Raw genomic sequence first — 14,532 nt, 5'->3', positions numbered from 1 at the left:
CTCTAGTCTTCACGACTGAATAGAGCGTCAATGAACTCTTGAGTTTCAAATGGACGTAGATCGTCGATACCTTCACCGACCCCAATGTAACGAATTGGAATCTGGAACTGGTCAGCCAGTGCGAAGATCACACCACCTTTTGCGGTACCATCCAACTTAGTCAAGGTGATACCTGTAAGCGGTGCAACATCACTAAACAACTTAGCTTGGCTAATCGCGTTTTGACCAGTACCAGCATCTAAGGTCAACATGATTTCATGAGGAGCTGAGCCATCAATCTTTTGCATTACACGGACGATCTTACGCAGCTCTTCCATCAAGTTAGATTTATTCTGTAAGCGACCTGCTGTGTCAGCAATCACCACATCTACACCTTTCGCTTTAGCGGACTCTATCGCGTCGTAGATCACTGAAGCACTATCTGCGCCAGTGTGCTGTGCGACTACGGGTACATTGTTTCGCTCACCCCAAACTTGAAGTTGTTCTACTGCCGCAGCACGGAACGTATCCCCTGCCGCAAGCATCACTTTTTTACCTTCAGCTTGGAACTGTTTAGCCAGTTTACCGATCGTGGTTGTTTTACCTACACCATTCACGCCAACCATTAAGATCACGTAAGGCGCTTTAGAACTGTCTACTTCTAGCGGTTTCTCGACGTTCGACAAGATCTCTGCCATTTCTTCTTTTAGAAGTCCATAGAGTGCTTCACCGTCTTTTAGTTCCTGACGTGATGCTTTTTCTGTTAGGTTTTCAATGATTTTTAATGTGGTATCCATGCCCACATCTGCAATAAGAAGCTGTTCTTCCAGCTCTTCAAACAGCTCATCATCAATCTGCTTACCTTTGAACAAACCAAAGAAGCCAGCACCAATGTTGGCTTTGGTGCGTGCAAGACTGCGTTTCAAACGAGCAAAGAAACTTTCCGTCGGTTTTTCCTGTTCCACGACACGCGGTTCAACCGCTTGTGGCGTTTCAAGCTCTTCAACAGGTTCAACTATTGCTTCTGCTTCTGCTTCTGCTTCTGCTTCTGCTTCTGCTAGTTCAGCCTTTTTGTCTTCAATTGGTTCGTCAACAACGGCTTGCTGCTCATCTTGTTGTTCGTCAGTCGTTGTTTGTTCTTCTACGGGTTGTTTTGCTTGTTCTTCATCACCAAAGCCAAGCCAAGAGAGTAATCCGCGCTTCTTTTTTTCCGTCATCTGGGGCTATCCTAGATCGTCTTAATTAACTCAGACTTTTTTCTGCGGGCATTATCCACACTGAAAAAAGCAAAATGACAACAAAGTGAAAAGTTTTCACTGCCAGAGTGTTGGTATACACTTTGTCATCAACAAATTTGGGCTGTATGTTAGCGCTCAACAGCAGAGCGACTGGCTATAGTATCACTTTATTAGCGGTCAAAAAATCTATGGTAAGACGTCGCCAGCAAAACACATCACAAAAAAAGCCTTCAACCGGCTTTGTTCGTATTATTAGCGGCTTATGGAGAGGAAGAAAACTGCCTGTTCATGATGCCGAAGGACTAAGACCAACAACAGATCGCGTCAAAGAAACACTGTTTAACTGGATCGCTCAAGATGTTCCCCGCGCTAAATGCCTCGATCTGTTCGCTGGCTCTGGTGGACTCGGTTTTGAAGCCGCTTCACGCCAAGCAGAGATGGTGACACTTATCGAGTTAAACCCTAACGCGTTTAAACAAATTGAGAAAAACATTGCTTCATTAAATGCCAGCAATCTGACAGCTCATAATACTGATGCAATTAGCTTTCTTAAACAGCCGGGCACACCTCATCATGTCGTATTTATTGATCCGCCATTTCGCAAAGGCTTACTGGATGAAACCGTTGCCCTACTTGAAAGTCATGGCTGGTTAACGGATGACGCTATGATTTATGTCGAGACTGAAAAAGAATTGAGCCTTGACTCCATCCCTGCTCACTGGCACTTACACCGTGAGAAAACAGCTGGTCAGGTCAGCTATCGACTATTCGAAAGACAAGCAGATCAATAAGGAAATTTTGATGAAAGCACTGATTCTTCTGGCCAAAGCCGCAATAGGCTTTGTCTGGTTTATTCTAATCTTGAACTTCTTTATGCCGTTTCCTGGCAAAGCAGCTATCGCGCTCTACATCATGACAGCATTCCTGTTCATTATGCATGGTTTGCAAATGGCGATTTTCATTGGCGCATTTGGCGACAAAATTAAAATGAGCAGTTGGGAAAAATGGTCAATACTGATCTTTGGTATCTTCGCCCTACTTGATATTCGCCGTAAGCACATGACCTAACCATTCCTGAAACAAAAAAATGCCGCTCCAAATAGAGCGGCATTTTTATTTTTACGTTTCAACGCTAAGCAAGATAACTCTTCACACCATCTAAGAACATCTGGGTAGAGATCATGATCAGTAGCAAGCCCATTAAACGCTCTATCGCTTTTAGGCCACGTTCTCCCAATATACGGTGGAAGAAACTGTAGAACATTAGAATAAAGAAGGTCACGCTCCACGCGAGCAACACAGCAGCAGAAAGCTCAAGTAAATTGTTCGGGTACTGGCTTGAAAGCAGCAACAGAGCGGCAATAACTGATGGCCCTGCAATCATCGGGATAGCCATCGGCACGATAAAGGGCTCCTCACCCGCGGCTAGGCCAGTAATACTACCTGCACTAGGAAATATCATCTTAATTGCAATAATAAATAGGATGATGCCACCTGAAATGCTTAACGTTTCAGGTTGAACGTGCAAGAAGTTAAGAATCGTCTTACCTGCAAACAAGAACAGCATCAGAATCGCAAGCGCAAAAATCAACTCGCGAATAAGTACTTTACGTCTGCGCTTGGGATCGAGATGTTTTAGGATCGATAGGACAATAGGAAGATTGCCAAGCGGGTCCATGATTAGAAACAGCATGGTCGCGGCGGAAAGAATGTCCATAAGAGGTCTCCAAAACGTTATATATCAAGCACTAAAAATTCGGCGAAGTATAACAAGCTCACCAGACGATTTGGAGACATTGACAGAAATTATCTTAACGGTGGTATCGAGTCATAATTAATGACTGCACACTCTCTCTGCATTCACCATCCAGATACCATCTTGTACGATCACTTTCTCGCGATCGATAAAAAACTCGAGTAGTGTTTCCAGCGTAAATCCATTGCACTTACATGTACGAAAACGTGCTCGCTCACCAAATGCTTCGCTTATCGCCTGCTCTAAGTCTGATTTAGACATAGGCTGCTCTCGCAATAAGTTTAGAACGTTATGGGCATGAATTTCGGTTGTCATGGAACTTCCTCACTAAAGGTAATAGACCGATCAAGAATACATGCTTCATCGATATTTTCTTTGATTTTAAATAATCAGAGAAGCCGTGATAAGTGAGTGAGCAAGGAGATAGCTACCAGAGACAAGGTAACGTCCCCGATACATTGAGGGACGGTAATCACTGATTGCGAGTAGCACTGCCGATAATGTTAACGTCACTGTTCCAACGAAACCTAAACCATTGGCAATGCCGCCATTAAGCAACCACACTTCACCGGCAGCCCAATTGAGCTGTAACAGTGCGATTCCCATCATAACGACAGGGAAAATAAGTCGATCTATTTTGGGCAGTAGAAGAAAGAAGCTCACGATTGCAACGCCTAATAGCATTGCAGGCAACCACCACACGATATCACCTGACAACTTCACCCAAAAAGAGGCACCATAGCAGAGCTGGGCGGTGACAAAGCCGACAAAACACAACTTTAGGTGACGCTTTACAAGATAGAGCCAATCCGCCGCCATAGAAACGAGCAAACCAAGTGATACCCACCACGCATCGATGCCAACCAGAGCATTTTGACTCCAGAGCATGACCAACAACATAAGCAACGACATTGTTTTAAACATCGCTGCTTGTCTTACGTGATTACTTTCACTCGCAGAAATACTGATATATCCCGAAAGAGCAACAGATAGCCAGCTCCACATTCGAACACCTCAAGAAAATTTGAGGTGCTAGTGTAGGCAGAGTCGTCAAGATGTCTACCGTAGAAGGGCAAAATTTGGATCTCGATAATACTTCTCGCCGTCAACCAAGCCGACTTCTGTGAATCACCATCAGTATTGCTTTTTGCTCACAATGTTCTCAATGGATGAGAATTTCAGTATATCTTTATCTAGCACGCTTCAGATCGACCAATCGCAGTAAAAAATAAGAACCAAACGTAGCACATTTTTCACCCTAAAATTAAATCATTAAAAATTAATAACTTAACAGAAAGCACAGAAAACCCCCTCATTCAAAACATGAAGTTTTCTCATATAAACCAACCAAATCACCCAGTATAATTTTTAGACTGAGCGCCAAAACAGAGTCATATAGAAACTTAAAATGAACTTTTGACCATCCCTAACAATGACATGACGAACCAACCAAAAGTATAGAAAAAGTCATCTCACCCAATGAGAAAAAACAACACCAATCATTATAAATCAACAACTTAAAAAACAAAAACAAAGCAATTAGCTGGCATATTGAGCGGTTACAAAACTATCAAAAAACAAATTAACCTTCGAAATTCATCGAAAACAACGATAGAAAAGTATCTTTTTTAAGGACTAGCGATCAAATCACTTGATCTAACCACCAAAACACTGCTATTGTTAGTCACACATTGTTAAACATCAATTTAAAGGAGCAGTGCCATGATTTCTTCTTCACAAAAACAAGGACTTGTAATGATCGCAGTAGTCGTAGGCCTAATGACACTGCCGATGATGTACTAAGAAATTATTAAAAACAAAAAGGGACGCATTAGCGTCCCTTTTTGTTTTTATTGGGTTTTAAACCATCACTTTGATTCAAAAATACTCTGTATGTCTAAGTTTAACACTTAAAAAATAAAGGTCGTTTTTAGCAATTACTCTACAAATGTTTCGACAACACGTCCCAATGAGCATAATAGAACAATAATGCCGCAAGAGTGATTAAAGTCATCAAGGTTATAGCTGCTCTCCAGATGAAACGGCTACTCCTAGGTGTCAGCTCTTTTTCACATTCATCACAAGCGGCTAGAAACTCTTTGCGACTATCTAGTTTGTAATCTTCTTCATGCACGATTTTATTGCGAATCGTTGCGATATATCTCAGCTTACCTATTACATCGTGAGGAAGTCTTTCTTCACAACTGGTAATAAGCTGATGCAGTCCCTTACCGTCTGCATGATATTGCGTCCGAAGAAGCTTCTCGATCTTGCGTGTTCGAGTGACCACTTTTTCAATATCAGACATAGTTTCCCTCCATCGCTACTAAGTTTAGGGGGTAATTGTTACTTGTTCTATCTACTGTCCCATTTTTTCTACAAGTTGCAAGTTAATTTATGTAAATGAATCAATAGCTAATCAACTAAATTACTTCCCTTCCCCCTGTGGCAGCATGTGATATGACTCGAAAAAAGCATTCCATCTTGCTGTTTTGTTTTTACAGCAAGAGCCGTGCCCAGACTATCTAGTGAAATCACGTTAAAATGGCTGCGTTTAGTAAAAGGGACGAAAACTATGCCTCTCACTCTTTCTATTGCTATCGCCCTTTTTGCGCTTATAAGTGGATGGACATTTGTCCATTTCTACCGTAAGCACATTCAGGGTGAAAATGCCCCACAACAAACAGTCGAAGTGACCATCCTCGATAAACAGGCAATTACAGTTGATGATCCGAAGCCTGGCCAAGATGACCAAGAATATTGGATCTATGTTCAAAAAGGAAAAATTGGTCCTAAACGTGAATTTCAGGTTGGTATCCACTATTTCCATGCCTTAAATCCGGGCGATCAAGGTACGCTCACTTATCAAGGTGCCAAGTTTCTCCACTTTGCTTTAAAGCGTTAAGGCAACAGCCAACGTGTATAAGCCGATCTCGCCAGTAGCGAACTCATTGCAAGAGAGCCACAACCACTAATTATTATCCATACAGGGATAACCCAGGCGGGATGTCCCTGATGCCAAGCGAACTCTTTCATCGGCCATAACACGATTGGATGCAAAATATAGATGCCCAAGCTATGACTGCTAATGAACCCAATCACTCGATTGGCTTGGGATGATAAGCCTTCGCCAAAATAACGGCACAACATAAACACCATGCTCGCCGCGATGACAACGTTAAGTGTTTTATAGGATAGCCAACGTCCTACCGTATATTCTTCGGCCACTACACTATTGGTTATGACCATAAAGCCTGTGACAAATAGGGCAATGGCTCCGAGCACAGCGAAAATCATCACGTATTCTTTGCTTAGCGGCACACGTTGGTAGAGCAAGTATCCAAGAGGAAGATAGCCGCTATAGAGCCACATTTGATTGCTCCACACACCATCGATACCTGTAAGGTAGAGTAACGTAGTACCCAGCCAGATAGCGACGTAGGCATAGAGTGAGCTCTCGCCATATTGTCTAATGACAAACTGAAAAAACGGAATCACAAAATAGAGCGGGATAAAGTAGTAAAAAAATCCCAGATGGTAATAAGTAGCGTGTGTCAGGCTGTTTTCAAGTAGAGACTGAGTTTGCTGGCTGTCAAATCCGTTCAGGCTCCAACCTGCTAGAAATGCATAAAACAATGACCAGACAATAAAAGGCAATAGCACTTTGCCTAATCGACGTTTCACATAGTACTTAAAGTCAAATGGCCGCTTATCACTCAGCATCAAAGCGCCTGTGATAAGAATAAAAACGGGCACCGCCCAGCGCGTTACGCTATTGACTCCAACCGCCGTCGCCCATTGGTTAAATGGGATGAGACCCAGTTCGTATCGATAAGGGGCAAGGACATGAATAGCGATCACCGCTACCGCTGCTACGCATCGTAGCAAGTCAAAAAAATGGACTCTTTCTCTCATACCTAACCCTTTGCAAACTAACTTACTGAATATAGCAATAAAAAAGCTGACCAAAGTACAACCTTGGTCAGCTTTCAGTCATGAATAGTTGATAATGTTAAGCTGATGCAACGTGTTCGATTTTCGGCAATTTCAAAGAAATCATCGTTGTTAACGCTAGAAATGCAAATGACACCCACAAACACGCCGAAAGACCCGCCATCTGAAACACCCAACCAGAAAGGATCGTTCCAATAAGACGCCCCATGGCGTTGGCCATATAGTAAAAACCAACATCCAAGGAAACCCCATCCTCTTTGGCGTAGCTAACAATCAAATAAGAGTGCAATGATGAGTTCACCGCAAAGATTGCACCAAATAGCAGCAAGCCACCGACAATCACCAGCTCAGGTTGCCAACCAATCTGAACAGCGTAGGCAATACAACCGGTCACTACCGCCAAACCACCAGCCCACAGCATAGCAGCATGCCCGTCAGGAACTTTGCCCTCTGCCTTACCCGTAATCTTTGGCGCTATCCCCTGTACAATCCCATAAGCAATGGTCCACGCAGCCAAGAACCCGCCAACCCATAAATGATCCCAGCCAAACACACTACCAAGATAAATCGGTAACGCGATAACAAACCATACATCTCGAGCACCAAACAGGAACATACGCGCCGCTGAAAGAATATTGATAGGCTCTGACTTGGAAAAAATCTGCTTAAACTTTGGTTTAGTTTTCGCTTTACCCAAATCACTTTCTAACCCAACAAGACTACCGATAAACACTAAGCTCAGTACACCAGCCATAAGCAGTACTGCATATTTAAAACCCACTAACGACAGCAACAATCCACCAATAAAGAATCCAGCACCTTTCAAAGCGTTTTTTGAACCGGTGAGAATCGCTATCCATTTATAGAGAGAACCTTGCTGTTCATCAGGCACCAATGTTTTTATGGAACTTTTGGCGCTCATTTTGTTGAGATCTTTTGCGATACCCGATAGTGCTTGAGCCATCATCACCCAGGGAATCGTCAGCCAACTGGTCGGTACCGCAAGCATGGCTAAGGCGAAAATCTGTATGCCCAAACCAATGTTCATCGTCTTATTTAAGCCAAGACGCGCTCCCAACCATCCGCCGATAAGGTTAGTGACAACACCAAAAAACTCATAAAACAGAAATAGCGACGCAATTTCTAGAGTGCTGTAGCCAAGACTGTGGAAATAGAGCACGACCAGCATTCTGAGTGCACCATCAGTAATGGTGAAGTTCCAGTAGTTAAACGTCACCAGCATATATTGGCGCACGTTTTTACTCAGATTTGCGAACATAGACAACCTAACCTTGTTTACTTGCTATCTAATCACACAAAAGAGTGCTAGCGAAAATAGAGCAATAAGAGCTTTTAGACACCAATAGACCAAAAGCTCTTTTCGTCGCTATTTTTCAGCTACCGCTTTGATGTAATCGACCTGAACAGACTTAGTAAAAGCACCAGGGCGTAGTGCCTGTACCGCTTCTACAATCTCTTCCAGTTGCCATCCTTTTTCTAACAAGAGATGGGCGGCAAATAGTCCAGTGCGTCCAGAGCCTCCCATACAGTGCATGGCAACTTTGCCTCCGTTGTCGACAATCTGGTGTAACTTAGGACTCGCTTGCTGCCATTTGTTAATAAAATCACCGGCCGGAGCGCAGTCATCCTCAATCTCTATCTGGAACCACTGCATCCCCATTTGCTGTGTTATTTCACCGAGTGCGGAGACATCTTTGCTTGCAAGTTCTGCGTTATCCAGTGCAGTCACAATCGCCTGCACACCTTGCTCTTTCAGTTGAGCCAGTGAATCGGCTAGATCTACGCCTTTTGTTCCAGGACATGGGGTAAGAATCAAAGCACCAGCTTCTAAATCAAGCTGCCAAGATGGGTGTGTCATTGTCTCTCTCCTTACGCCAGACCGACTTTACGAACCAGTTCCGCAGTGCGCGTCGCGTAGCCCATCTCATTGTCGTACCAAGCGTAAATTTTCACCATGCGGGTACCCACAACCATGGTTGACTGAGCATCAACGATGGTTGAGCGTTGATCACCTTTATAGTCAATCGACACCAGAGGTCGCTCTTCAAAGCCCAGAATACCCTTCAGCTCCCCTTGAGAAGCTGCTTTTAGCAAGGCATTCACCTCTTGCGCTGTGGTATCGCGTTTGACATCAAAAATGATGTCCGTTAGTGACGCGTTGGCTAACGGAACACGGACTGCATGACCATTAATTTTGCCTTTCAACTCAGGGAAAATCTCAACGATCGCCGTCGCACTGCCCGTCGTGGTTGGGATTAAGCTCATGCCACATGCGCGGGCACGACGTAGATCCTTGTGGGGTGCATCGAGAATGGTTTGAGTATTCGTCAAATCATGGATAGTCGTAAATGAAGATTGCTCAATGCCCAACTTCTCATGGATCACTTTAACGACTGGCGCGATACAGTTGGTAGTACACGAAGCGGCGGTAACAATACGGTGGATCTCAGGGTCGAAGATTTCATCATTGACTCCCACAACGATATTCGCAATTCCAGGCTCTTTAACCGGTGCAGAAACAACAACGCGTTTCACACCTTGCTCTAGGTATTTGTTTAAGAAAGCGGTTTTGCGATGAACACCCGTCGCTTCAATAACCACATCACAGCCAGACCAATCAACGGCATCAATATCTCGCTCCTGAGTCGTTACTACAGTGCGACCATCAATCACCATCGCATTGCCGTCTACTGCAACCTCGTGATGCCAACGTCCTTGCACTGAATCAAACTCTAGAAGGTGAGCCAGTGTGGCGGTGTCACCGGCAACATCGTTGATTAGAACAAACTCCAGTTCGGGCCGATCAAACGCAGCACGCAGGGCTAAACGTCCAATACGACCGAAACCATTGATACCTACTTTAATCGTCATAACTTTGTCTCTTTATCTTCAAAAACTATGGGCAGCAGACTGGACGAGACTGGATTGCATGAAGTCTCTCTATATCTTGCTGGTATTCTTTTTTCAGGCAGTTGGAAGCCACCAAATCATCGATCAATTTGTTCATCCACCCTGGCAAGTCTTTCGCCAAACGGTAAAACACCCACTGACCTTGCCGAACATCGACCAAAATTCCGTTCGAGCGCAGTTGAGCAAGATGACGTGATACTTTCGGTTGGCTCTCTTTCAGTGCTTCTGTCAACTCTCCAACACACAGACACTCTTCTCGCATGATTAACATCAAGCAACGAACACGGGTCTCATCAGAAAGCAATTTGAAAAATTGGTGAGGCAGCATAAAACATACTCATATATGGATATGCGAATATGTTTATTTAATTAGATGAATTGATCAACACCTGAACGGCATTTGTCATAAAAAATTCATGATTGGGCAGTGGGGTTAAACGACTTTAATGGCTTTACATAAGGGCAGTTGATTAACCAACTCTTCGAGTGGCATATCCAGCAACGCATCAAGCATTGAAAATAAACCAATAATGAAAGCCTGCTCGCGCAGTTGCTCAAACGGGTTGTCATCCGACATTAGTTGAAAGAACTGAGCGCGCTGAAGGCACAAGGTGTAAATCTCTTTTGGCTTATAAGCCGAAACAAATGAAGCGACCACCAGTGACACAAATATCTTCAGCTTGTCTTGACCCAGATAAACCAGCGCCTGACGAAATGATGAGATAGGTACTTCAATCCGATTCGACATGGTATTAACGAAGCGCAACAGTTTAAATGACAGAGCCACATCTCGAGCGACAATCCTTTCTATCTGCTCAAAGTCCACTTGTGGCTGACATACAGCGCGGAACAAGTCCATCGCAATCACCTGCTCAGGGCTAAGATACCGCTGTCGAATAACAACAGGCTTACTAAAAAAGTAGCCTTGAAAAAACGAAAAACCAGCAGAGCGAGTCGCAAGAAACTCTTCTTCTGTCTCGACTCGCTCTGCTAAGAACTTCCGTTTGACGCCCATGGCTAATCGCTCTTTGATCAACGCACAAGACTCTTCCAGTCCCGTTGCCATGATGTCGATCTTAACAATGTGCACCAATGGAAGAAAACGCTCCCATTCAGGCTTGTAAACAAAGTCATCTAACGCAATCAGATAACCATTGGCATGGATCTCTTTGACGGCTAAGAACAGTTCATCGTTGGGAATACAGGTTTCAAGAATCTCAACCACAATCTGCTCTTTTGGCAACGAAAGCGGAAGTAATCGCACCAGACTTTCGTGTGGGAAATTAATGAAGCAGCGAGAAGCCGCAATACAAGGGTTGGTCCCAATCGATAGGAAGTTTTCGACAATCAGCCGATAGGTGGCGCGGTTGGACTCGATATGACTTGGGTATGCATTGCTTTCGCCATCACGAAACAACAACTCATACCCTAAGGTTTGTCGCTTAGCATTTAAGATAGGTTGACGTGCTACATACGTATCACGTATTCGCTTTTGCATATCAGTCAGTAGCTCAGTGTTATGCTTTTGCAGCTGCCAATAGCGCACCACACCCCATAAACATAGAGCCAAACACTTTGTTTATCTTTGACATAATACGATCAGAACGAATGAAACGGCCCATCTGCGAAGCCAAGCTGGTGTAGCCCAACATAACGACTGAATCTATAGTTACGGTTGTAATACCTAGCACCAACAATTGAGTCAATTGGTCTCTTGCTGGGTCAATAAACTGTGGAAACAGGGCCACAAGAAAGACAATAGACTTAGGATTAGTAAGGTTAATCAACACCGCTTTGCGCATTAGGTTGGTACGTGACATATATTGAGTCGCCTGATTCGCCGCTAAGCTTGAGCGATCACGCCATTTTTGGATACCAAGCCAAATCAGATACGCCGCTCCTACCCACTTAATTACGCTAAATGCCAAAGCAGACTGTGCAACCAAAGCGCCAATACCAGCACCCACAAGAGCAATATGAATAGCAAGACCAATTTGCAGACCGGCGATAGCAGAAAGAGAATGGCGTGTGCCGTAGCTCAGTCCATTACTTATGGAATTTACGGTACCAGAACCTGGCGCAAGGCTAAAAACAATTGCCGTAACCACATAAGCAAGCCAAACATGCATATCCATAGTATTTCCTCTCGACTAAACGTAGCTAGCCACACATAATCTAACTCTGCCGCAAAAATCAATCATATTCAGGTCATTAGCGTCAATGAATGATTCAAGCTCCAACATAACTCCTTCTTATACTCAAGAGTCAGATTTTGAGCAAGCAATCAGTAGCGATATTGCCAACTTTTGGCAATCTAGGCAGCAGGGCTACCTAAAATCGTTCGATCGGACCTCATTATACTGGATAAAGTTCTGTTCACCTCAGCACACTAAAGCGATTGTCGTGGTCAATGGACGAATCGAGTGCACCACGAAATATCAAGAACTGTTCTACGACCTATTTCAGCAGGGTTACGATATCTATTCCTATGATCACAGAGGACAAGGGCTATCTGAACGTCTGATTGAAGATACACAGATGGGATATGTCGGAGAGTTTGAAGATTACGTTCAAGACCTAGACGTCTTACTCGAGCACTTCAGCTTAGAGCACTATGACAAGCGCTATTTACTTGGTCACTCTATGGGGGGAAACATCGTTACTCGTTATCTCCAAACACGCGATTCTCAATTTGATGCGGCATCACTTAGTGCGCCAATGTATGGCGTGAATCTGCCGTGGCACCTTAAACCCATTGCAACTCTGCTTGGCCAACTGCTGACGGCAGTTTACTCCAAACCAACTTTTGCTCCCGGTCAAGTGGCTTACTATCCCAAACCTTTTGCGGGTAACCTACTTAGCCAAAGTTCGATTCGCTACCACTGGTTCCGCAACCTCTATGAGCAACACGCTGAACTAAAAGTAGGCGGAGCAAGCACGCGTTGGGTATGGCAAGGCTTAGTCGCCTGTAAACAGTGCTATTTAATGACACGTCACATTAAGACGCCACTGCTCGTGATGCAGGCAGGAGACGATCAGATCGTCTCCAATCAGGCACAAGATCAATTTATGCGTAAGCTGGCTAAAACACATCAAGATTGTGTATTGGAAGTCATCGACGGCGCCAAACACGAGCTATTGTTTGAGAAAGACGAATACCGTAATCAAGCCCTCGATCTCACCCTGAACTTCTTTGAAATGCACTAAAATAGGAAATGATTGAGGGTGAAGTTTACCCTCTTTTTCCCCTTTCTCTTGGAGTACACTATTCGCTCTAACCAATGGCGAATCAACGCTGCACAACGAGGGTGATATGACCAACTCACGCCAAGATACTCCTTTTCACATTGTCGCCTCCGATCTCGATGGTACTTTGCTTGCTCCAAACCACCAGCTAAGCGAGTTTTCCAAACAGACACTGAAAGCCCTGCACGAAAAAGGTTTCACCTTTATCTTTGCTACAGGTCGTCACCACGTCGACGTAGCTGGTATTCGAGAAATCGCCGGGATTCCAGCCTACATGATCACTTCTAACGGTGCCCGAGTGCATGACCAGAATGACCAACTCATGTACAGCAAGAATGTTCCTGCTGATTTGGTTCAAGCGGTGATCGATGTGATCAGAGAAGATCGCAATATCTTTATCCACATGTACCAAAATGAAGACTGGCTGCTGGATAGAGATGATGAGATGCTCGCAAAATTTCATAGTGAATCCGGCTTTAGCTACAAGCGATTCGAAGCACAAGCTGCGCCATGCGAAGGCATAGCAAAAATATTTTTCACTCATCCAGAGCACGATCATGACCATCTCGTTATCTTCGAGAAAAAGCTGCGAGAAACGTTTGGCGACCAGCTAAATATCGCGTTTTCCACACCTTGGTGCCTAGAGGTTATGGCAGCTGAAGTGTCCAAAGGTCATGCGCTAGAAGCGGTTGCTAAGTCCTTAAACCTCACACTAGAAAACTGCATTGCCTTTGGCGATGGTATGAACGATGCTGAAATGCTTGAAATGGCTGGAAAAGGCTTGGTGATGGAAACAGCGCACCACAAGGTGAAAGAAGCGCTGCCTAATAACGAAGTCATTGGTAGCAATGCCGATGATGCGGTCGCTCATTACCTCCAAGACCATCTGTTTTAATCACTTAATTCACGACCATCAGGCTGCTTATTGCAGCCTGATTTGCTTCACGAGAATTGTCTTTGGCTGGGGAGTTTCTCTTTGTCGAGAATCGCACTCCACTCCTGCTCAGAAACAGGCATTATTGATAAACGATTGCCCTTTTTCACTAACGGCATATTTTCCAACTCGGGCATGGCTTTCATTACTGAAAGTGGGATTAAGCGCTCTGTCTTACGAACAAACTCGATATCCACCATCACCCAGCGTGGGCTATCTGGCGTTGATTTTGGATCGTAGTAGTCGCTTTCAGGATCAAACGAGAAATGATCTGGATAAGCTTCCTTCACGACTTTAGCTATGCCTGCCACACCTACTTTTTTGCATGATGAGTGATAAATCAGAACCAAGTCGCCCATTTTAATCTGATCACGCATCATATTCCGAGCTTGATAATTCCTTACGCCTTCCCAGCAAGAAACCTTTTGTGTTCGAAGAGTGTCAATAGAAAAGGTGTCTGGTTCTGTTTTGAACAGCCAATATGCCATAATAGA

General features: G+C 44.2%; 18 protein-coding genes. 5 read left to right on the top strand and 13 right to left on the bottom strand.

What is annotated here, in order from left to right; all coding sequences use genetic code 11:
- Positions 1-2: 2 nt before the first annotated feature.
- Positions 3-1,196, bottom strand: coding sequence for a signal recognition particle-docking protein FtsY (gene ftsY / locus ACQEXR_RS12185; protein WP_427020425.1), 1,194 nt, complete (start codon positions 1,194-1,196; stop codon positions 3-5).
- A 209-nt stretch (positions 1,197-1,405) separates the two neighbouring features.
- Between ftsY and rsmD the strand changes: the two genes are divergently transcribed.
- Together rsmD and ACQEXR_RS12175 are read left to right on the top strand one after the other, a co-directional pair.
- Positions 1,406-2,008 (top strand): 16S rRNA (guanine(966)-N(2))-methyltransferase RsmD, encoded by a 603-nt coding sequence (gene rsmD / locus ACQEXR_RS12180; protein ID WP_138971324.1) that lies wholly within the window; start codon positions 1,406-1,408, stop codon positions 2,006-2,008.
- A 10-nt stretch (positions 2,009-2,018) separates the two neighbouring features.
- The gene (locus ACQEXR_RS12175) at positions 2,019-2,285 is read left to right on the top strand and encodes a DUF1145 domain-containing protein (protein ID WP_426953110.1); all 267 of its coding nucleotides are present in this window, start codon (positions 2,019-2,021) and stop codon (positions 2,283-2,285) included.
- 64 nt (positions 2,286-2,349) lie between these two features.
- Here the strand turns inward: ACQEXR_RS12175 and ACQEXR_RS12170 are convergent, their stop codons facing one another.
- The 4 genes from ACQEXR_RS12170 to ACQEXR_RS12155 form a co-directional block, all read right to left on the bottom strand.
- Positions 2,350-2,934, bottom strand: coding sequence for a YhgN family NAAT transporter (locus ACQEXR_RS12170; protein ID WP_138971298.1), 585 nt, complete (start codon positions 2,932-2,934; stop codon positions 2,350-2,352).
- 117 nt (positions 2,935-3,051) lie between these two features.
- Positions 3,052-3,288 (bottom strand): YecH family metal-binding protein, encoded by a 237-nt coding sequence (locus tag ACQEXR_RS12165; protein ID WP_426953109.1) that lies wholly within the window; start codon positions 3,286-3,288, stop codon positions 3,052-3,054.
- Positions 3,289-3,354: 66 nt separating this feature from the next.
- Positions 3,355-3,978 (bottom strand): lysoplasmalogenase, encoded by a 624-nt coding sequence (locus tag ACQEXR_RS12160; RefSeq protein WP_331418003.1) that lies wholly within the window; start codon positions 3,976-3,978, stop codon positions 3,355-3,357.
- Positions 3,979-4,915: 937 nt separating this feature from the next.
- Complete coding sequence (locus tag ACQEXR_RS12155; protein ID WP_138972189.1) at positions 4,916-5,281, bottom strand: DUF4145 domain-containing protein; 366 nt, start codon at positions 5,279-5,281, stop codon at positions 4,916-4,918.
- A gap of 267 nt (positions 5,282-5,548) precedes the next feature.
- On the opposite strand from ACQEXR_RS12155, the gene ACQEXR_RS12150 reads away from it, so the two are divergent.
- Positions 5,549-5,878 (top strand): DUF2500 domain-containing protein, encoded by a 330-nt coding sequence (locus ACQEXR_RS12150; protein ID WP_426953108.1) that lies wholly within the window; start codon positions 5,549-5,551, stop codon positions 5,876-5,878.
- Here the strand turns inward: ACQEXR_RS12150 and ACQEXR_RS12145 are convergent.
- The 7 genes from ACQEXR_RS12145 to rhtB all read right to left on the bottom strand — a co-directional run bounded on the left by ACQEXR_RS12145 (position 5,875) and on the right by rhtB (position 11,993).
- Positions 5,875-6,888, bottom strand: a complete 1,014-nt coding sequence (locus ACQEXR_RS12145) for an acyltransferase (RefSeq protein ID WP_426953107.1) — start codon at positions 6,886-6,888, stop codon at positions 5,875-5,877. The two genes, ACQEXR_RS12150 and ACQEXR_RS12145, sit on opposite strands and share 4 nt — an antisense overlap.
- Positions 6,889-6,985: 97 nt before the next feature.
- The gene (arsJ, locus tag ACQEXR_RS12140) at positions 6,986-8,206 is read right to left on the bottom strand and encodes an organoarsenical effux MFS transporter ArsJ (protein WP_427020424.1); all 1,221 of its coding nucleotides are present in this window, start codon (positions 8,204-8,206) and stop codon (positions 6,986-6,988) included.
- Between the two features lie 108 nt (positions 8,207-8,314).
- Positions 8,315-8,806 carry a cyclin-dependent kinase inhibitor 3 family protein gene (locus ACQEXR_RS12135; RefSeq protein ID WP_426953105.1) on the bottom strand — a complete coding sequence of 164 codons (492 nt, stop codon included), beginning with the start codon at positions 8,804-8,806 and terminating at the stop codon, positions 8,315-8,317.
- An 11-nt stretch (positions 8,807-8,817) separates the two neighbouring features.
- Positions 8,818-9,819, bottom strand: coding sequence for an ArsJ-associated glyceraldehyde-3-phosphate dehydrogenase (locus tag ACQEXR_RS12130; protein WP_427020423.1), 1,002 nt, complete (start codon positions 9,817-9,819; stop codon positions 8,818-8,820).
- Positions 9,820-9,844: 25 nt separating this feature from the next.
- Positions 9,845-10,186 carry a metalloregulator ArsR/SmtB family transcription factor gene (locus ACQEXR_RS12125; protein WP_138972195.1) on the bottom strand — a complete coding sequence of 114 codons (342 nt, stop codon included), beginning with the start codon at positions 10,184-10,186 and terminating at the stop codon, positions 9,845-9,847.
- Positions 10,187-10,291: 105 nt separating this feature from the next.
- On the bottom strand, positions 10,292-11,344 hold the full coding sequence (locus ACQEXR_RS12120) for an EAL and HDOD domain-containing protein (RefSeq protein WP_427020433.1): 1,053 nt from the start codon (positions 11,342-11,344) through the stop codon (positions 10,292-10,294).
- A gap of 31 nt (positions 11,345-11,375) precedes the next feature.
- Positions 11,376-11,993 carry a homoserine/homoserine lactone efflux protein gene (gene rhtB / locus ACQEXR_RS12115; protein WP_427020422.1) on the bottom strand — a complete coding sequence of 206 codons (618 nt, stop codon included), beginning with the start codon at positions 11,991-11,993 and terminating at the stop codon, positions 11,376-11,378.
- A gap of 85 nt (positions 11,994-12,078) precedes the next feature.
- Here rhtB and ACQEXR_RS12110 point away from each other — a divergent pair, with 85 nt between their 5' ends.
- Positions 12,079-13,065 carry an alpha/beta fold hydrolase gene (locus ACQEXR_RS12110; RefSeq protein ID WP_331427751.1) on the top strand — a complete coding sequence of 329 codons (987 nt, stop codon included), beginning with the start codon at positions 12,079-12,081 and terminating at the stop codon, positions 13,063-13,065.
- Between the two features lie 106 nt (positions 13,066-13,171).
- The gene (locus ACQEXR_RS12105) at positions 13,172-13,999 is read left to right on the top strand and encodes a Cof-type HAD-IIB family hydrolase (protein ID WP_269378400.1); all 828 of its coding nucleotides are present in this window, start codon (positions 13,172-13,174) and stop codon (positions 13,997-13,999) included.
- Positions 14,000-14,046: 47 nt separating this feature from the next.
- Here the strand turns inward: ACQEXR_RS12105 and ACQEXR_RS12100 are convergent, their stop codons facing one another.
- On the bottom strand, positions 14,047-14,526 hold the full coding sequence (locus ACQEXR_RS12100) for an EVE domain-containing protein (RefSeq protein WP_427020421.1): 480 nt from the start codon (positions 14,524-14,526) through the stop codon (positions 14,047-14,049).
- Positions 14,527-14,532 lie beyond the last annotated feature (6 nt).

Source organism: Vibrio sp. TRT 2004 (genome assembly GCF_050113735.1).
Taxonomy (GTDB): domain Bacteria; phylum Pseudomonadota; class Gammaproteobacteria; order Enterobacterales; family Vibrionaceae; genus Vibrio.
The sequence above is the reverse complement of the archived record's forward strand: the minus strand, read 5'-3'. Positions and strand labels throughout refer to the sequence as shown.